The following is a 17621-nucleotide window of genomic DNA, read 5'->3' as shown; positions in this document are numbered from 1 at the left end:
GCACGACGGCGCAGCTCAGGCGGGTAGGAGGAAGGGCGTGCCATGACTCGAATCCTTTCACGAAATCGAGTCCCCACCGAACCCGGGGCGGTTCAGATTCCATGCTGACACGACAGTTAGGCTGCTGAGTCACAACCGCAACTCAGCGCAACAAAAACAAGATCCGCCAACTAACTTCGTCATCCGCCAACAAGCGCTTTCAGTCACACCGGCGCCCGCCCCAGGCCACGGCACCGAGCCTGGTCGGGGCAGCGACCGGAGCGACCGAAGGCTCGGATGAGCCCGGGGAACCGGCCCTGGCCGGTCGGCGACGGCGTGCGGGAGCGGGGGAGCGCGGTGGGTTCACCGCTCCTCTCAAGTAGCGCGGCCCATACCTGCCAGGTCGACCGTGGTCGTGCCCCTGCGGTTCACGTTCCCGAAAGCGGCATCACCGTGAGCGGGCGAATGCCAGGATGGCAACCCGGATGGCGCTGCGCGGTGAGGAGGGGGACGGTGTCGGATTGGGATCCGTGGTCGGTCCGACACGTGTACACCGAGGTCGACCGCAGGTTCGGGCCCCATGTAAGCCGGATGAAGCAGCTCCTGCAGGACAGCAAGGAGTGCGGGTGGATCTCTGACCTGCATCCCGTCCCGGTGCAAACGGTGGGAGACGTCGCGCTCGGCCTCGCAGCACCGAAACGGGGCGAGCTGGTCGTCGTCGACCTTCATGGGGCCGCGAACGAGGACGGTGTTTGGCTCGGTCCGTTGGACCGCGAGCCGTTCTTCAACCTCCGTGAGATTCCCTCAGACAGCTGGAGCGTCTCCGCGATTGTGCTGACCGGCTGCGAGGGCTCCCAGCAAGAGGCGTGGCAGGAACTGCAGCGGATCAACACCGGACGGTTGGCTGCCATCGGTCATTTCGCGATCGCCCCGTGGCATGACCGGGTTCCCGTCGAGGTGGTGCGCACGATCCTCGCCTCCGCGAGTGGTGGGGATGAGTGGGCTGCGTGCAGCGCTGCTTTGGAGGTGATCAGCGCTGCAGACAGGTGGTCACCCGACGAGCCGTGGGCAGCGGAGCTTCTTCCGCGATACGAGCGGATGCCAGCAGGGGGTTCCTGAAGTGCAGTTGACGATCGCGGTTCAGAACCTCGGCCATGGCGGCCTGAAGAACGGCGAGGGCGCGACGGCGGTCAGCCTGCTCGGGGTCGGGCGGATGCGGGCACGGTGTGTTCGGCGGCTTCTGCTCGTGCCGGCGGTCTACGCCAGGTAGTCGGCGACGAGGGCGGCGAACTCCTCCGGTGTGCTGACCGGTATCCCGAGCTCCTCGGCCTTGGCGCGCTTGGAGCCGGCCTTCTCTCCGGCCACGAGGAGGGTGGCGCGCTTGGAGACGGACGACGACGCCTTGCCTCCGGCGCGTTCGATCAGCTCGTTCATCTCGTTGCGGGTCAGCTCGGCGAGCGGTCCGGTCATGGTCCCGGTGACGACGACGGCCGCGCCCGCCAGTGGCCCGGCTGCCGCGTCCTCCTGGTCCGGAGCGACGGCCGAGGAGGCGGGTGCCTGCGGGGCGGTGACGGCGGTGCCCACCCCGCGGGCCGCGAGGCGATCCAGCAGCGGCGCGAGTTCGGCGAGTTCGGCGACGATGACGCGGGCCTTCTCGGTGCCGATGCCGTCGACCTGGGCGAGGGTGTCGGCGTCGGCAGCGCGGATCGCGGCCATCGAGCCGAAGTGGGTCGCGATGCGGCGGGACATGGTGCGTCCGGTGCCGCGGACGCCGAGCGCGCAGAAGACGCGGTTGAGCGGCCGGGTGCGGGCGGCCTCGATCGCGGCGAGCAGGTTGTCGGTGCTGGTTTCGCCCATCCGCTCCAGGCCGAGGAACTGCTCGCGGGTGAGGGTCCACAGGTCGGCGAGGTCGGTGACGAGGCCGGCTTCGACGAGCTGGACGGCGCGGGTGCCGCCGAGGCCCTCGATGTCGAGCTGGTCGCGGCCGACGGCGTAGCTGATCGATGCGACCAGCTGGCAGTTGCGCCCGCGGACGCAGCGCCAGCGCTGTTCTTCGCGATCGATGGCGTCGCCGCAGCGCGGGCAGACCTCGGGGAAGGCGATCGGCTGCTCGGCGCCGGTGCGCTCGTCGACCAGCGGCGCTTCCACCCTCGGGATGACGTCCCCGGCGCGCCGTACGAAGACGCGGTCCCCGATCATCAGGTCGCGCCGGGTGATGTCGGCGGGGTTGTGCAGGGTGGCATAGGTGACGGTGACGCCGTCGATGACGACCGGCTCCAGGACGGCTCGCGGGGCGATGATGCCGGTGCGCCCGACGTTCCACTCGACGTCGAGCAGGCGGGTGACCTTGTGCTCGGCGGCGAGCTTGCGGGCGACGGCCCAGCGCGGTGCCCGGGAGCCGGAGCCGGCTTCCTGCTGGTCCGCCGAGGAGTCGGCCTTGATGACGACTCCGTCGATGCCGAACGGCAGCTCGGAGCGGAGCACGGCGATCTCCTCGACGCGCTGCTGGACCTCCACCAGGGTGGTGCAGCGCAGCGGGTGCGCTGCTGTGGTGGCTGCGGTGCCGACGCCGAGGTCGGCCAGGCGCAGCAGGAGGGCGGCGTGGTCGAGGCCGGGCAGACCGTGGGCGCCGTAGCCGAAGAAGGTGAGCTCGATCCGGTAGGGGCGGTCCTTGGCGCGCAGGGTACCGGCGGCGCCGTTGCGGGGGTTGGCGAACGGGGTGGCGCCGTGGGCGGTGCGCACCTGGTTGGCGTGCTCGAACTGGGCGCTGGTGAGGAGGACCTCGCCGCGCAGCTCGACATCGATGGGTTCGGTGAGCACGGCCGGGAGTCCGAGCACGGCGTCGGCGGCGTGGGTGATGTCCTCGCCGGCGAGACCGTCGCCGCGGGTGATCAGCTGCTGCAGGCGTCCGGCGCGGTAGCGGGCAGCCACCGCCAGGCCGTCCAGCTTGGGCTCCACGCACCAGGCGGCCACCGGGTGGCCGAGTCGCCGCTCCAGGCCGGCGGCCCAGGACTCCAGCTCCTCAGCGGAGAACACGTTGTCGAGCGAAAGCATGGGCACGCTGTGCGGGACGTCGCCTTGGACCGCGCCGCCGGCCACCTTCCCAGAGGGGGAGTCCGGCAGCACCTCGTCCGGGTGCGCCTCCTCGTAGGTGGCGAGGGCGCGCAGCAGGGCGTCGTACTCGTCGTCGCCGAGCGGCGTGCCGCCGTCGGTGTAGTAGGCGGTGGCCGCCTGAACGGCAGTGGCCACGGCTGCGGCGTAGTCGGCGGGGGAGGAGAGGAAGGGCGCGTCGGTCATGATCGGCATCCTGCCGGGTGCCACTGACATTGCCGGTGCGCACCTCGGCTGGGTCCGGTGCCGGCCTTGTGCCCCTCCGGGGCGGGAAGGTGGGAGTTGTGGGTTCTTCACCGCTCGTCGTGGGGACCCTGGTGTTGAACCTTTTCGGCCTGGACGACGGGAGTCGGCTGCTGCTGACGCTTGTCGAGTTCGTGGCCGGCCTGCTGGTGCTCAGCATCGTGATGGCGGCGTTGCCGCGCCGACTGCAGCAGCAGGTGGCGGGGGCGCAGCCCACCTCGGCGATGATGCGGCGGCGGGTGGACCGGCTGCTGGTCGCGCTCGGAGCCATCCCCGCGCGCTCGGCGCGGGCCGACATGGCCGCGCTTGCCGGCGGGACGAGCCTGTATGCGCGGGCGGTGCGGATCGACGGGCCGCGCCCGGTGCTCGGCATGCTGCTGTTCGAGGCTCCGGCCGGTGGGCGGCCCGTGTTGCGGTGGCGTCAGGGCACGGCGGTCGAGACGATCGCGGCGCCGTACGAGCTGACCGAGCTGGAGAACATCCCCACCACGGCGACCGCACGCGCGCTGAAGGCCACCAGTACGGTCTGGATCGGCGATGCCGTCAACATTCAGCTGACGCCGATGGACCTGGAGGTGCTGCGGCACGTGGCGAAGGCGACAGTGCCGGCGGCCTGACCGGCGTGTCCCCGGCCTGCGTGGCCTTCATCGTGGCCCCGCCCGCCTGGCGTGGTGCCCTCAGTCGGCCCTGGGCTGTGTGTGGGCGTCAGTGTGGGGGACTGGCTCGCCGGTGACGGCGTCGACCAGGGCCCGGGTACCGAGCGGGTGGTGCGGGACGGTTCCGATCCGGGCGACGCCGCCGTCCTCACCACCGACTTCGGGGCCGGCGGCGTCCCGCCGTTTGAGCACGAGCGTGACCCGGTCCGTCGCATCCTGCGCGTGCACGCTCGGGCTGCTCGCGACCGTGGGGTCGCGATGTCTCGTGCGGCGTCAGTGATTCCAGGGCCGCCTCTCGCCCGGGTACACCTCGGAGGCGCAGTCGTCGGCGAGTACGGCGATCGTCGTGCGGCCTTCGACCTGCTCCAGCCAGTGCTGCGGCAGGCGCACGTCGCCGTGGTGAGCGCCGAGGAGGTTGCCGCAGATCGAGCCGGTGGAGTCGCTGTCGCCCGAGTGGTTGACGGAGAGCAGGAAGGCGGCCTCGATCGGGGTGCGGGGCGGCCTGGGGTCGCAGACGGTGCCCTGACTTCCGATGTAGTAGGTCTGGATGCGGGTACGAGCCAGCAGCGCGTAGACGCCGATTGCCAGGGCCTCCTCCGCGACCCAGCCCGCGCCCAGGGTCTGGAGCTTCTCCGCCGTTGCCTCGCCGTCGGCGGCGAGGTCGACGGCCTTGCGCAGCGCGGTGGTTGTCTCCTCATGGCCGGGGTAACGGGCGAGCAGCTCCATGGCTCGCAGTACCGCACCTTCCGGTGACTCGCCGTGTACCAGATGGTTGATCATGGCAGCGAACGCACCGGCGGCGTAGTAGCCGGTGGGGTGGCCGTGCGTGATCTGGGCGCACTGGGCGGCGAACTCGAAAGCGCGCTCGGCCCCGTGGTCGGTGAATCCGAACGGCGCGGAGCGCATCACGCTGCCACATCCCTTCGAACCTGGGTTCACCGGGCCGGGGGTGCCGGCGGGCTTGCCGTACGAGGCGGGCGTGTAGTCCTCCCGCAGGCCGGCCAGGCACGCGTTGCCGGGTGCCCGCCGTGCGTACAGCCAGGGCTCCTCGCGCAGCCGGCCGGAACGGTGCCGGAGGTTGTTGGCGGGCGGCGGCGCGGGGTGGTTCTGGGTGTCCAGCCAGCACAGATACGCGTTACGTATGAACATCGCTTCGGCACCGCCGAGACCGCGCGACTTGGTCCGCGAGTAGCCGCGCAGCCAGCCTTCTGCGGTGAAAAGCGTCATCTGGGTGTCGTCGGTGACCCTTCCGGTCACACCCTCGTGGTCCGGGACGAGACCGGTGACACCCGCCTCGCCGTACTTCTCCCGGATCGCCTCCAAGGACAAGACCTCAACGGGGTTACCCAGGGCGTCCCCGATCGCCCCGCCGAGCAGGCACCCGCGCACCCGGGCGCGATAGGCGGCCAGTTCGTTCCAGGACGGCTCCACCTTGCGACTCCCCTCGCGCCGGCAGTTTGATCAAGATACCCGCGGCCACCATCGTAGAGCCGACGCCCCCAACCTCGGTCGGACCGGACGCCCCAGCGAGTGGGCCGGCCCGTGACGGCCGCGATCATGTCGTGGTCGCCGTACGGGTGAGTCCGTGCCCTGTTCCCCTGTGAGGGCGTGGAATGGCCTCTCATCCTGGCGGCCGGCCGCGACGGGGGCGCGGCCGGGCCGGCGCGGTGAGGCCTGTCGGACACGCTTATGGCCGGTACCGGTCGGCGAGGTCGCCGTAGCCGCCCGCTGTCCAGACCGCTTTGCGGAAGTCCGCGAGGCCGAGCGCCCCGGCGCCCTGCCCGGCGGTGGGTGGGAAGTGCGCGGTGCCGCAACGGGCGCAGTACCAGGCCTGGTTCCAGAGCCGCTCGGCCTGTGGCCGGCCTGCCAGACGACGCCGCCTGGCGAGGAACAGCGCGGTCGCCCCCGCCAGGAGGGCGATCGTGACGGCCAGGAGCAGGTACGACACCAGGAGTACGGTCGGCGTGTCGTTCGCGTCGGCGAGCGGGGCCGGCGCGTGCGCGAGCGGGGAGGCCGGAGCGGCCTTCGGGAAGCCCGGGAGGTCGGTGGGGAAGTCACCCGGGAACCCCGGGTGTTTGGTCACCCAGTCCGGTGGCGAGAGGTCGGGCCCCTGGTCGACGGCCGCGTTGCGCTGCGTCATGCCCTCGATGAAGGTGATGACCGCCCCGACCAGCGTCGGGAAGCTCAGGACCGCCAGTGCCTGGATCGCCGCGGTGGTGGCGGGCGGTGCGGGCGCCAGGGCCCGGCCGAGGGCGGAGACCTCTTCGCGTTCGCGGGTCTCGGTGCGGCCGTCGCGGCCCGAGGTGCGTACGGTGACGTTGCGCCGTTCGCCCAGGTGGACCGCCGGCACGCTGCGGACCTGGTCGGTCAGCGCGCAGCTCGGGCAGGGCGGCAGGGAGCCGTGCGGCGGTGGCACGGGTACGGCGTCGTTGATCGGCATGTACGGAAATCCCCCCAGCAGTACGGCAGTCGGGCGACCGTTCGTATCCGGGTGGACGCCGCTACGCGGCCCTTGGTTGCGGCCCGCCGCTCCGGGAAGCTCGGTCGGCTGCGTCCGGTGCTCTGACCGGGAAGGTTCGTCCGGCTCGTGGCTGGACACCGTGAGGCACTGGACGCTCGCGCCCGTGAACTCCTGCGCGCCGGTGGCCGGGCATTTCGCCGGCAGGCAATCGATGCCCTGACGCAGTGGGGTCACGACACCACCGGCCTGGTCCGGCCCGGCGACGACCGGTATCTGTTCATCGCCGTCCCGCCCGGGTTCGAGCGCCGCCACCCAGGTTTGTGGGGGCGAACACCCCACTGTGGCAGGGCCGTTACCCTGGGCCGGACACGAAGGGGGCGGGCATGGGACGGATCAGGGTGTGGCGGGTCAAGGCGATGTTCCGGGATCTGGACCGGCGCCACCTGGAGCGCCGCATCCGCAAGTACCGCTGGGTCGACCGGACGAGAGCGGCCGGGCTCCGGCTGGAAGGGGCGTTCCAGCTGCTGGACCTCCCGGAGCGCCGGCGTGCCCGGCTGCTGCCCCTGGTGCGCGAGCAGTGGCTGGCGGCGGTCGCGGAGGATCCCCATGTGGTGCTGCCGGCCCTCGCCGAGGTGGTGGTGAAGGGACCGGACTACGCGACCGACGAGTTCGTCGACCAGGTGCTGGCGCGCTGGATCCGGTACGGCTGGCCGTATCGGCTGGAGCGGGACGTCTACGAGCAGTTGGGGGAGGCCCTGGCCACGACCGGGCGGTCCCTGGCCGAGCGGCTGGCCGACCTGTACCGCACCACGGATGCCGCCCAGCAGGAGGAGGAGAGCACCCACCGGATCCGCCGGATGCTGATGGACTACCACCCGGAGCAGCCCCCGATGGACCTGCTGGTGGCGATCGGCCCGCTGCGCTCGGAGGCGGACTGGTGGTGCGACCTCGGGTACCACGCCATCGAGGCAGGAGACCTGGACCGGGCACAGCGGCACTTCGCCCGGGCCAATGACCTCGGCTCCCCGCACGTGCGCGAGCGGGTCGCCTACCTCGCAGTCCTGCGGGTGGAGGAGGACGCCGACCGGGCCCAGGTGCGCGAGGCCCTCATGACCGCCCGCGAAGTGCACCCGTCCCTGAACCCGGAGCAGCTGTTCTACCTGGGCTGCCGGGCCGTCCTCGCGGGCCTGGAACCGGACCTGCCGGACGAGCGGACCCCGGCGGGATTGTCGGTGGACCGGCCGGACCTGCTCCAGCTGTGGCTGGCCCAGCACGCCCTGCGCGCCGGGAAGCACACCGAGGCCCGCGCCAGGCTGCGCGAGTGCGTGCGCAAGGCCAGGAAGCTGACCAAGCTCACGGACTGGCCAGTGGTCGTCGGGCGGGCCGGTGATCCATCGGCCTCCGACGTCCGCGTACTGGCCTCGGCCCAACTGGCCCGACTGAGGGGAAAGCCCGCGCCCCGGCGCCCCGGCCACGGGCCCGACGACCCGGACGCGCGCTTCCTGCCGTCCGTGTTCCGGCTGGACCCGGGATGGCTGCACGAGGCCCCGCCGACCCCGTAGCGCGGCCCGCGGCGTCCCGGTCCGTCAGGCGGGCCCGGCCGCGGCTGCGGACCCGCCGCTCCTCACGCCGGCCCCGGCCCCCTCTTGAGAGGGCTTCAGCGACCTTCGGGCAGATTCCGAGAACTTCGACACCGTCCGGCGTTCCGGCCGTCCGGTGCCGTCCGACCCCGGAAGGGGTGGGGGCGGTACGCCCCGGCGACGGCGACCGGGCGTTCCGGTTGCGCACCGGACCGGGGGGAGAGCCGTCATGACCCACCGTCCCTCACTGTCACCATGGACCCGCACCAGCGGCGCTCCTCCTCCACGGAGGCGAGGATCTTGTGGACCGTGTGCGACACCCTGGCCTGCCTGTGCCAGCCGATCCTGCGAGCACCCGGTCAACGCCGGAGGCCGAGCAGCTCGGCCGTTTCGGTGCGCCGGTTCCAGGCGATGACGGCCAGCGGCACCATGAAGATGAAAGGGGTCCCGGCGTTCTCCCCGTGCATCGCGGTGAGCTGGGTGACGAACGCGAACACCAGGAAGACGATGAGTGCCGTCGCGGCCGACCCGGCCAGTCGCCCAGCCAGCAGGCCGGCCGCCCCGGCGAGTTCCACCAGTCCGGTCAGATACATGAACCAGTGGCCCCAGCCGATGGCGTCGAAGACGGTTGTGGCGGCGGGGAGCGCGAGCAGCTTGGGCAGCGCGCTGGCCAGGGCGAAGAAGAGCGCGAGCAGGATCCGCAGCGTCCAGACCGACCGGACGACGGCCTTGCTGGACTTCATGGCGGTGGCGGTGCTGGACATTTCAGGTCTCCCCGGGTCGGCTGTCGTTGCTTTCTCAGGTTTGACCGTCGGCACCGTCTGAACTCATCGGTCCGGTGAGAGGAAGTTTTCCGGGCGGCTCTCGTGGCTCAGGCTCGCCCATGGTGTACCGCCTGCGGATCGGCCCTGCCCGACCGCCCTCAGCTGTGACCTCCGTCATCCTGACCGGAGCGATGCCCTCCGTGACGACTCCGCCGGGCACATCGCCAGCACAGGACACGCAGGCACTACGGTCGGCACCGTCCATCCCTGCGCAGCAGCCGGTGGACGAGGCGCGCCCCACCGAGGTTCAGCGTCTGGGCGTGTGCCTGGTGCGTGACAAGGGCGGTCTTCCCCCGGGACGGTTGCGGCATCTGCGCTGCGAGCGCTCGGCCAAGCCCCCCCGGGATTTCCCGGCACAATTCTCGACGGGAAATACACCACAGCGTCCGGACGGATGGACCCCTCGTCGACCTGCGCGAGAACCCCTTCCCGCACCTGAGCATGCCGGTGCCGGGCCGTCCCGGGATGCACTCGGCGCCGCTGCGCCGGGATCTGGGGCTGGTGGAGTACGTGGTGAACGAGGCCTCGGACCCGCCCCGGATCCATGTCTCGCGGATCCTGCGGGCGGACTGAGCGGCAGGCCCGCCGACCGGGTTCGCTGGCATCGTCGCGCCTGGGCCGACCACGACGAGGCCACCGCACGCACCACGGCCGCGACCAGTAGCCAGGCCCTCGCCGAACGTCGCGCCCGCCCCGACAAGGCGACCGGTACGGGCACATGCGCACCGTACTGTCAGAAGACGCAGGGGATGCCGCCGTCGGACTGGGCGTCGACCATCGGGCCCTGCTGGGCCACATTGGTGCCCGGGTCGGTCGGGGCGCTGGTGGGCCGGTCGGAGGCGACGCCGGTGAAGGTGCTGCCGAGGGTGACCACGACGTGGCCGGCACCGGCCGAGGCGGACTCGGTGGCGGTGACGCCGTAGCGGGTGGCGATCCGGTTGGCGGCGTCCTTGGCGCCCTTGCCGTAGGTGACCGTGGTGGCCTTCTGCTTGGTGTGCGCCGGGCCGGCCGTCCCCTCCTTGAACCCCATGCCGACCAGGACCTTGGCCTCGTTGGAGGAGGACACCCCGGCGGCGGAGGAGGCGTTGAACACGTCCACGGTGGCGGAGGCGTCCGCCTGGGTGGGGCTCTGGGTCGGGGGCGCGGCCGGGGTGGCGCTGGGGGACGCGGTGTCGGTGGGGGCGGGAGCCGGGGCGGCCGCGGCGTCCGCGTAGCCGAAGAGCTGCTTGACACGCCCATCAGTTGCTGCATCTTGCCGAGGTCGCCGATGACGCCCTTCTCCTTGAGGTTGTGCACCACGTAGGAGATGAAGGCCTGCTGGCGGTGGGTGCGGGCGAAGTCGTCGGAGTTCCCGTGGCCGTCGTCCAGGTTGTGCCGCTGGCGGACGAAGGAGAGCGCCTGGGCGGCATCGAGCTTGCTGTGCCCGGCCGGGAGCTTGAGTCCGGTGCCACCGCCCTCGTGGGTGGCGGTCCTGGAGATGATCGGGTCGTCCACCGGGTGGGTGAGGCAGACCTCGATCGGCTTGAGCACGTCGGCGATGTCGTAGAAGCCCTTCAGGTTGACCTCGGCGACGTGGTCGACGGGCTGGTCCAGGAAGGTCTGGACGGTGCGGATGGTGGCCGCGCGGCCGACGTCGCGGCCGGCCTTCTCCAGGTCGGCACCCTTGAGGCTTTTGGCCTTCGGGCTGCCGTTGAACTGGTCCTTGGCGTTGCCGTAGGCCTCCTTGATCTTGGCCATGCCCAGCTTGGTGCCGTCGCCCTTGTACGTCATCACGTAGTCGTCGCGCGGGATCGACACCGCCTGCACCTCACCCAGGCGCCAAGCCGCTTGCGCCCCCCATACGCCCTCCCCACCCAGTCCGCGGACTGTCACGAGGGGTGCTGACAATCAGTCATTTCCGTTGCTTGCACCTGAGCCCGCGGCAGGCAGGGCCGCTCTTCCTCGGGATCGGCACCGAGTTCCTCGGTGCCTCGACCCTCTCCGACCGGGTCTCGCGCCGGCTGGGGCGGCAGGTGGTCGCGGTCGGCGCCGATGCATCACACAACTACGCTTCCCAGATGCCCCTTCAGTCTCGCACTAGTGTGCGATAGTGAGCTCTCGGTGGTTCGATCGGCGAGGGGGTGCCGCAGGTGGAGGAGAGAGCGACCGCGCAGTGGCGGGTCGAGTGGGACAGCGGGTCCTGGGGCGACCACAGTCCCCTGCCTCCCCCCGGTGTCCCGGTCGGCGGGGTGACGGCGATAGCGGTGGCGGCCGGCCGTTCCCTAGCCCTCGAGGCCGGTGCCGACGAGCTGGTGCGGGTGCGGGATCTCGCCACCGGGGAGCTCGTGAGCCAGCTGTACGCGGGTGACCCCAACCTGGTGTGGGGGGTGGCGGCGGCGGTGGTGGACGGCCGTTCCCTGGTCCTCGCGGGCGGTGGCGACGGGCTGCTGCGGGTCTGGGACCTGACCACTCGTGAGCTGCTGGGCGAGCCCCTCGTCAGCCCGCACGGCTGCATCAACGCAGTGGCGATCGGTGTGCTGGACGGCCGCACGATCGCCGTGACCGCTGGCGACGGGGAGCCGCTGCAGCTGTGGGAGCCGGCCGTGCCCCGGCAGCTTGGCGAGCCCCTCCCTCGTTACGACATAGAAGCATTGGCGGTGGCGACAGTAGCGGTGGAGGGCCGTACCTTCGCCGTGACCGGCGGAGACGGGCCGATGGTGGCGCTCTGGGACCTTGCCACCCGCGAACACGTCTGCGAGCCCCTCCTCGGTCACGACGGGACGGTGTACACCGTGGCGACGGCGCTGGTGGACGGCCGGCCCGTCGCCGTCACCGGCAGCGACGACGACACCGTCCGAGTCTGGGACCTGACGGCCCGCAAGCAGCTGGGCGAGCCGCTGACCGTCCACCACGATGGGGTGCTGGAGATGGCGATCGGGTCGGTCGACGGCCGGACCGTGGTCGCCACCGCTGGCGGGGCGAACCTGGTCCGGGTATGGGACCTGGCCACCCGGGAGCAGATCGGCCAGGATCTGGTCTTCCCCCTGTCGGTGGGAGCCCTGGCGATGGCGCCGGGCGGCCGCCTGCTGGCCGGCGTCGGTCCGTATCTCGCCGCGCTGACGTATCACCGCTGACACCTCCACCCGTGTCGAGTGCCCACGGGCCAAGCACTTCACGTCGTCGCCGGTGGCGCGCCGGCCGCTCGTCGATGACCCGGAAGGAACGGGCAACACGCCCGCACCGCCGGGCGCATCCAGCCGGCGCGGCTGCCGAGCGGAGGGCATGAGCGCGACGGCCTGGGCGCCGGTGGCGATGAGTTCGTCGCGGTACTGGGGCATCGCGGCGTGCAGGTCGCGCTGGACGGCCCAGAATGCGGCAGCCTCCTGATCGGTGTAGGGGCGCGACTGCTCCACGAGCAGGCTCAGTGCCGCCGCGGGGTGCCGCGGCCGGACCGAAGCGGGTCGGCTGCGGTACGCGCCAGCACCCATTTCGCCGAGCCGGTCCAGGTTGCTCAGGCGACCTCCGCCCCGTAGCGCGCCCGGTCGAAACGGCCCGCGGCCAGGTCCTCGTCGGTGATCCAGACCGAGACGTTGACGAGTTCGCCCCAGCGCGCGTCCGCCGCCGAGCCCTCGACCTGCAGCAGTGGCCGGTGCCCGTCGGGCCGGGTGGTGTTGTGGCTGTCGCACCACCCCAGGAGCCGGATGTCGGCGCCGCCAAGGTGCTCGTGGCAGGCGTCCGAGACGTCCATGGCGTCCCGGTAGTCACCGGCGAGGGCGTCCACCAGCTCGTCGTCCAGGTACGAGGGCGCGGACAGGGCCCAGCGCGCCCACACCGGCCGGCCGGGCAGCGGCTCCCCGCCGTCCGGGTCCGGCGGGGCCGGACGCTCCGGCGTGCCGGACGGGAAGTGCAGCACGGTGCAGCTCTCCTTGCTGGGATCGACGGGGAACGAGTCGTGGAAGAACAGCAGCAGTCCGTGCGCCGGCAGCGGCCACGATGTTGCGCTCCTGCCTGCCTGGAAAGCCTCCGCCAGCCGGGCGCAGTCGAGTTGGGCGAGCAGTTCCATCGGGTGACCGTCGCCCTCGGGCCAGTCGACGTCTGCGGGCAGCGCGGCGCATCCGCCGGTGTGCCCGACCGGCGTCCAGCCGATCGTGTCCTCGGGGACGTCCGGGCACAGCTCCAGCGAGGGCCGCAGCAGTTCGGCGACCTGGGTGGTGCGTTCCGCGCCGATCTGTTCCCGCAGGGCCGCGTGCAGCCCGTACGGCATCGGCAGGCCGACGGGACCCGCCAGGTCGGCGTCGTTCTCGGGCTCGTACGGGGTCCATGCGTAGGTGTCGGGCATGCGTCGATCCTTCCAGCTGGATCCGACAGGACGCGTTGTCAGTGACCCCTGATCTCATTGCGTACACGATTCGTCACGCTTCGGATTCGGAGGTTCCCATGCGCATCATCCGTCGTACCCTCATCGCCGCCGTGCCGGCCCTGGCCCTCACGGTCATCGGTCTCACCCCCGCCCACGCCGCCACCATCCGAGCCGGCGACTACGTCTGCGTCGGCTCGTCGCCCGCTCCTCGGGTCGTCAACAACAGCATCGAGTGGTACGCCGAGGTCACCTGCGACGGTGACGGCTACGGCCCGAAGTGGCTGGATGCCTCGCTGGAGCGGGCGAACTGTGACGGTGACTTCTGCACGTTCTCCCGCGTCAAGGGCCCGTTGCGCAGCAGCCCCAGCGAGGACTTCACCCGGGTGAGCCGGGTGGCCGACAACGCGGAGTGCCGGGCGGCGGAGCCGCCGAGGATCGCCAAGGGCAAGTTCCGGGTGTCCGCGGACATCTACAGCGACGGCGGCGCGAAGCACGAGACCGGCTCGTCCGAGGTCTCCGAGCTGCCCTGCGCCTGACCGGCTGACAGGCCGGAGCGGCTGCGCGCGCCGCTCCGGCCTGTCCTCTACGGTCGCAGGATGACCGATCGGCCGGTAGTCATCCGTCCTCCCGAGACCCTCCTGGAGGAGCCCGGGAAGCGGCTGTCCCATGGGGGCATCCTCGGCACGCCGGCGGGGCTGTTCACCGTTCTCGTCTTCGAGTACCCGAGCCCGCCGGCGCACGCCGAATCCGTGCCGTCGTGGACCGTCTACCTGACCGAGCCCGGCACCCGCCACGCAGTGCTCGCGCTTCCCCGGGCCATGGCCGCCCCGAACCACAGCGTCCACTTCATCGCCTGCAGCTTCGGCACGGTGCCTGACCCGGCCCGACTGCTGATGGTCGTACAGCACCGCGATCTTCCCCGGCCACAGGCCGTCGATCTGCGTACGCCAGCGCCGGCCGGGCACGGGGCACTGTCCTGGCTCGCTGCTCCCGGGGCCCTGCGGGGGACTGGACCGGAACCCGCTCGGGTGTGGCACTGCGGGCTTCTCCGCACTCCCTCGCTGGTCTTCACCCACCTGGAGGCCAACTCCCACGTTCCGGATGTATTCGCGGCACCGGGGTGGGACCTCTCGCCGTACCGGGGCGAGGGTCAGCCCAGGCCGCTGGCCGCCGACTTCACGCCCAGCCGGCTCCTTCACGGCACCTCGACCGGCAGCGACCAGTTCTCCAGCTACGACGCGATCTTCGAAGCCCCGGAAACCGCCGCGGCCTTCACCTGGACCTGCGCTCCTCTCGGGCTGGCCACCACACAACAAGCACTGGGGTAACGGGTGGAGCCTTCGGCAGTGGTTCTTCTTCAGCTGCCGATCTGCTGGCGGATGCGGCGTGAGGGGCTGAACGCGTACAGGTCGAGGATGTCGGGCGGGTCGGTGAGGCCGGGGCCGCCGGCCTTCACCCAGGCGGTGATGTCGGCGGCGGCGTCGGGGTCGTTGACCAGGCCGAGCCAGACGGGGCGTCCGCCGACCTTGCGGCCCTCGGCGGAGGGCTGGACGACGATCACGTTGGCCTGCTCGCAGGCGTCCAGGCAGTCGACGGGCCGCACGGTCGCCACCCCGGCGAGGGACTCGCGCAGGTCGGTGAGCTGGGCACGGTGATCCAGGCCCGGCACCTTCGGGGTGCCGCAGCAGCACCCTCGGCAGACCGTGACCGTGCAGCGGGCCGCCGCCCCCTGAGTGGGGGCGGCGGCCGACGTGCGGGTGCGCCTGCTCACTTGCGGCCTTCGGCGCGGGCCCGGGTCCAGGCGGTCTCGCGCAGCAGTCGCAGGCCGTTGAGGCCGACGATCACCGTGGAGCCCTCGTGCCCAAGGACGCCGAGCGGCAGGGGCAGGGTGGCGACCAGGTCCCAGACCACCAGCGCGGTGATGAACACCGAGGCGATCACCAGGTTCTGCACCACGAAGGAGCGGGCCCGGCGGGACAGCGCCACCACGGCGGGGACGGTGGCGAGCTCGTCGCGCACGATCACCGCGTCGGCGGTCTCCAGGGCCAGGTCGGAGCCGGCCCGGCCCATCGCGATGCCGGTGTGGGCGGCGGCCAGCGCGGGGGCGTCGTTGACGCCGTCGCCGATCACCAGCACCTTGCGGCCGGCCGTCTCCTGCTCCTTGACGGCGGTGACCTTGTCCTGCGGCAGCAGGCCCGCCCGGACGTCGGTGATGCCGACCTCGGCGGCCAGGCGGGCGGCCGCACGCGGGTTGTCGCCAGTGACCAGCATCGGCTTGGTACCGGTCAGCGCGGTCAGGGCGGTGACGGTGCCGGCGGCGTCCGGGCGCAGGCGGTCCGCGATGCCGAGCACGCCGACCGGGACGCTGTCGGCCTCGATGAGGACCGCGGTGTGCCCGCCGTCCTCCAGCTCCGTGGCGATCGCGGCGGCGCGGGCGGAGACCGCGTCCTCGGCGCCGTTCAGCAGCCGGGCCGGGGCACCGACCGCGACGGAACGGCCGTCGACGGTGGCGGTCACCCCGATGCCCGGCGCAGAGGCGAAGTCCTCCACCGTCGCCAGGACGAGGCCGCGGGTGCGGGCGGCGTCCACGACGGCACGGGCGAGCGGGTGCTCGCTGGGGTGCTCGGCCGACGCCGCCAGCGCCAGCAGCTCCTCCTCCGACAGGCCGGAGCCGGCCAGCGGGCGGATGTCGGTGACGCGCGGGGTGCCCTCGGTGAGGGTGCCGGTCTTGTCCAGCGCGACGGCGTCCACCTGGCCGAGCCGCTCCATCACGACGGCGGACTTCACCAGCACGCCGTGGCGCCCGGCGTTGGCCATCGCGGACAACAGCGGCGGCATGGTCGCCAGCACCACCGCGCACGGCGAGGCCACGATCATGAAGGTCATCGCCCGCAGCAGCGAGCCGGTGAACGCCGCACCGAAGGCCAGCGGCACCGCGAACACCGCGAGGGTGGCGAGGACCATGCCGATCGAGTAGCGCTGCTCGACCTTCTCGATGAACAGCTGGGTCGGCGCCTTGGTCTCCGACGCCTCCTCGACCATCTTCACGATCCGGGCGATCACCGAGTCGGAGGCGTCCCGCTCGACCTTCACCCGCAGCGCGCCAGTGCCGTTCAGCGTGCCGGCGAACACCTCGTCACCCGTCTCCTTGGCGACCGGCAGCGGCTCACCGGTGATGGTGGCCTGGTCCACGTCGCTCGCGCCGTCCAGCACCCGCCCGTCGGCGCCGATCCGCTCACCCGGGCGCACCAGGATGGTGTCGCCGACCGCGAGCTCCTCGGTCCGGACGCTCTCCTCGGTGCCGTCGTCCAGCAGCCGGGTCGCGGTCGCGGGAGCGAGGTCGAGCAGGCCGCGCACCGAGTCCGCGGTGCGGGCGGTGGCGATCGCCTCCAGCGCGCCGGAGGTGGCGAAGATGACGATCAGCAGCGCGCCGTCCATCACCTGCCCGACCGCCGCCGCCCCGATCGCGGCGACGATCATCAGCAGGTCGACGTCGAGGGTCTTCTCGCGCAGTGCCTGAAGGCCCGCCCACGCCGGCTCCCAGCCGCCGGTGGCGTAGGCGAGCGCGTACAGCGGGCCCCACGCCCAGGCGGGGGCGCCGGTCAGCTGCAGCGGCAGCGCGATCAGGAACAGCACCAGCGCGGCGAGCGCCCAGCGGGCCTCGGGCAGCGCGAAGATCCGCGTGCGCCGCCGGGGAGCGACACTGGCAGATGCGGCGGCCACCTCGGGGGCGGGGCGTTCGAGCAGGGTGGAGGACATGGCAGGCAGGACCCTTCGCGCAGGCCATGGGCAGGACTAACGACTCCACCCACCATACAGGAACATATGAACAGTCCTTCAAGGATGCGTTGTACGATGGGGCGCATGGGTCATGGAGCCGCACCAGCGAAGAACGCCGTCCCGCACACGCGCCTGGACGCGACCAGCGCCGCCCGCGTGGCCAACACCCTCCAGGCCCTGGCCACCCCATCCCGGCTACTGATCCTCTCCCGGCTCCGTGAAGGCTCCTGCGCCGCGACCGAACTGGCCAACGAAGTCGGCATGGAGCAGTCCGCGTGCTCCCACCAGCTGCGGCTGCTGCGCAACCTCGGCCTGGTCGTCGGAACCCGTCAGGGCCGTTCGGTGGTGTACGCGCTGTACGACAACCACGTCGCCGAACTCCTCGACCAGGCCGTCTACCACATCGAGCACCTGTGCCTGGGACTCAGTGACAGCGCCGACACCGCGGACGGGGCCGACGAGCCGGAACGGGTCGAGGCCATGCAGGAGGCGGGACGCTGACGGCGGCCCGTCCTGAAGGCGTGAGGCGGGCCCCCCGGGGTGAACCCCGGGGCGCCCACACCCTGGGGGGAGCCCAGGGGTTGGTGGGCCCGGTCGGCGGGGCGGGGGGATGCGGGCGCCGGGGGGGGGGGGGGGGGTGTGGGGGGT

General features: G+C 72.0%; 18 protein-coding genes and 1 pseudogene. 9 read left to right on the top strand and 10 right to left on the bottom strand.

Annotated elements, in window-relative coordinates:
• Positions 1 to 570: 570 nt before the first annotated feature.
• Both ACIRYZ_RS44900 and ACIRYZ_RS44895 read left to right on the top strand, forming a co-directional pair.
• Positions 571 to 1098 (top strand): hypothetical protein, encoded by a 528-nt coding sequence (locus ACIRYZ_RS44900; protein ID WP_402955008.1) that lies wholly within the window; start codon positions 571 to 573, stop codon positions 1096 to 1098.
• A gap of 1 nt (position 1099) precedes the next feature.
• Positions 1100 to 1249, top strand: a complete 150-nt coding sequence (locus ACIRYZ_RS44895; protein WP_402955005.1) for a hypothetical protein — start codon at positions 1100 to 1102, stop codon at positions 1247 to 1249.
• Here ACIRYZ_RS44895 and ligA read toward each other — a convergent pair.
• Positions 1237 to 3285 carry an NAD-dependent DNA ligase LigA gene (ligA, locus tag ACIRYZ_RS44890; RefSeq protein WP_402955011.1) on the bottom strand — a complete coding sequence of 683 codons (2049 nt, stop codon included), beginning with the start codon at positions 3283 to 3285 and terminating at the stop codon, positions 1237 to 1239. The genes ACIRYZ_RS44895 and ligA overlap by 13 nt on opposite strands.
• 110 nt (positions 3286 to 3395) lie before the next feature.
• On the opposite strand from ligA, the gene ACIRYZ_RS44885 reads away from it, so the two are divergent.
• On the top strand, positions 3396 to 3950 hold the full coding sequence (locus ACIRYZ_RS44885) for a hypothetical protein (RefSeq protein WP_402955002.1): 555 nt from the start codon (positions 3396 to 3398) through the stop codon (positions 3948 to 3950).
• A gap of 60 nt (positions 3951 to 4010) precedes the next feature.
• On the opposite strand, the gene ACIRYZ_RS44880 is transcribed toward ACIRYZ_RS44885, so the two are convergent.
• From ACIRYZ_RS44880 to ACIRYZ_RS44870, 3 genes are all read right to left on the bottom strand, one after another.
• The gene (locus ACIRYZ_RS44880; protein ID WP_402954999.1) at positions 4011 to 4217 is read right to left on the bottom strand and encodes a hypothetical protein; all 207 of its coding nucleotides are present in this window, start codon (positions 4215 to 4217) and stop codon (positions 4011 to 4013) included.
• A 45-nt stretch (positions 4218 to 4262) separates the two neighbouring features.
• Complete coding sequence (locus ACIRYZ_RS44875; protein ID WP_402954996.1) at positions 4263 to 5420, bottom strand: ADP-ribosylglycohydrolase family protein; 1158 nt, start codon at positions 5418 to 5420, stop codon at positions 4263 to 4265.
• A 256-nt stretch (positions 5421 to 5676) separates the two neighbouring features.
• Positions 5677 to 6429, bottom strand: coding sequence for a hypothetical protein (locus ACIRYZ_RS44870; protein WP_402954993.1), 753 nt, complete (start codon positions 6427 to 6429; stop codon positions 5677 to 5679).
• Positions 6430 to 6833: 404 nt separating this feature from the next.
• Between ACIRYZ_RS44870 and ACIRYZ_RS44865 the strand changes: the two genes are divergently transcribed.
• Positions 6834 to 8012, top strand: coding sequence for a hypothetical protein (locus tag ACIRYZ_RS44865; protein WP_402954991.1), 1179 nt, complete (start codon positions 6834 to 6836; stop codon positions 8010 to 8012).
• A gap of 377 nt (positions 8013 to 8389) precedes the next feature.
• On the opposite strand, the gene ACIRYZ_RS44860 is transcribed toward ACIRYZ_RS44865, so the two are convergent.
• Positions 8390 to 8794, bottom strand: a complete 405-nt coding sequence (locus ACIRYZ_RS44860) for a DoxX family protein (protein ID WP_402954988.1) — start codon at positions 8792 to 8794, stop codon at positions 8390 to 8392.
• 793 nt (positions 8795 to 9587) lie between these two features.
• A complete protein-coding gene (locus ACIRYZ_RS44855; protein WP_402954985.1) occupies positions 9588 to 9953 on the bottom strand; it encodes a LytR C-terminal domain-containing protein in 366 nt (121 codons plus the stop codon).
• Between ACIRYZ_RS44855 and ACIRYZ_RS44850 the strand changes: the two genes are divergently transcribed.
• Positions 9940 to 10068 carry a hypothetical protein gene (locus tag ACIRYZ_RS44850; protein ID WP_402954982.1) on the top strand — a complete coding sequence of 43 codons (129 nt, stop codon included), beginning with the start codon at positions 9940 to 9942 and terminating at the stop codon, positions 10066 to 10068. The two genes, ACIRYZ_RS44855 and ACIRYZ_RS44850, sit on opposite strands and share 14 nt — an antisense overlap.
• Before the next feature lie 127 nt (positions 10069 to 10195).
• On the opposite strand, the pseudogene ACIRYZ_RS44845 reads toward ACIRYZ_RS44850, so the two are convergent.
• Positions 10196 to 10624: pseudogene (locus ACIRYZ_RS44845) on the bottom strand (LCP family protein); the annotation flags it as partial.
• Between the two features lie 359 nt (positions 10625 to 10983).
• Between ACIRYZ_RS44845 and ACIRYZ_RS44840 the strand changes: the two are divergent.
• Entirely contained in the window at positions 10984 to 11967 is a 984-nt protein-coding gene (locus tag ACIRYZ_RS44840) for a WD40 repeat domain-containing protein (RefSeq protein WP_402954979.1), read from the top strand.
• A 377-nt stretch (positions 11968 to 12344) separates the two neighbouring features.
• Here ACIRYZ_RS44840 and ACIRYZ_RS44835 read toward each other — a convergent pair whose 3' ends face one another.
• Positions 12345 to 13172, bottom strand: coding sequence for a DUF1963 domain-containing protein (locus ACIRYZ_RS44835; protein ID WP_402954976.1), 828 nt, complete (start codon positions 13170 to 13172; stop codon positions 12345 to 12347).
• Between the two features lie 98 nt (positions 13173 to 13270).
• Between ACIRYZ_RS44835 and ACIRYZ_RS44830 the strand changes: the two genes are divergently transcribed.
• Together ACIRYZ_RS44830 and ACIRYZ_RS44825 are read left to right on the top strand one after the other, a co-directional pair.
• Positions 13271 to 13729, top strand: a complete 459-nt coding sequence (locus ACIRYZ_RS44830) for a hypothetical protein (RefSeq protein WP_402954973.1) — start codon at positions 13271 to 13273, stop codon at positions 13727 to 13729.
• 60 nt (positions 13730 to 13789) lie between these two features.
• Positions 13790 to 14521: a hypothetical protein gene (locus ACIRYZ_RS44825; protein WP_402954970.1), complete on the top strand. Its 732-nt coding sequence runs from the start codon at positions 13790 to 13792 to the stop codon at positions 14519 to 14521.
• Positions 14522 to 14550: 29 nt separating this feature from the next.
• Here ACIRYZ_RS44825 and ACIRYZ_RS44820 read toward each other — a convergent pair whose 3' ends face one another.
• Together ACIRYZ_RS44820 and ACIRYZ_RS44815 are read right to left on the bottom strand one after the other, a co-directional pair.
• On the bottom strand, positions 14551 to 14964 hold the full coding sequence (locus tag ACIRYZ_RS44820) for a (2Fe-2S) ferredoxin domain-containing protein (RefSeq protein WP_402954967.1): 414 nt from the start codon (positions 14962 to 14964) through the stop codon (positions 14551 to 14553).
• On the bottom strand, positions 14961 to 16952 hold the full coding sequence (locus ACIRYZ_RS44815; RefSeq protein ID WP_402954965.1) for a heavy metal translocating P-type ATPase: 1992 nt from the start codon (positions 16950 to 16952) through the stop codon (positions 14961 to 14963). The genes ACIRYZ_RS44820 and ACIRYZ_RS44815 overlap by 4 nt, the downstream gene beginning before the upstream one ends.
• 105 nt (positions 16953 to 17057) lie before the next feature.
• On the opposite strand from ACIRYZ_RS44815, the gene ACIRYZ_RS44810 reads away from it, so the two are divergent.
• Positions 17058 to 17474, top strand: a complete 417-nt coding sequence (locus tag ACIRYZ_RS44810; RefSeq protein WP_402954963.1) for an ArsR/SmtB family transcription factor — start codon at positions 17058 to 17060, stop codon at positions 17472 to 17474.
• Positions 17475 to 17621: the final 147 nt, after the last annotated feature.

It is taken from the genome of Kitasatospora sp. NPDC101155 (assembly GCF_044768305.1).
GTDB lineage: Bacteria > Actinomycetota > Actinomycetes > Streptomycetales > Streptomycetaceae > Kitasatospora.
Note: the sequence above shows the minus strand (reverse complement) of the source record. Positions and strands in the feature narration are given on the sequence as shown.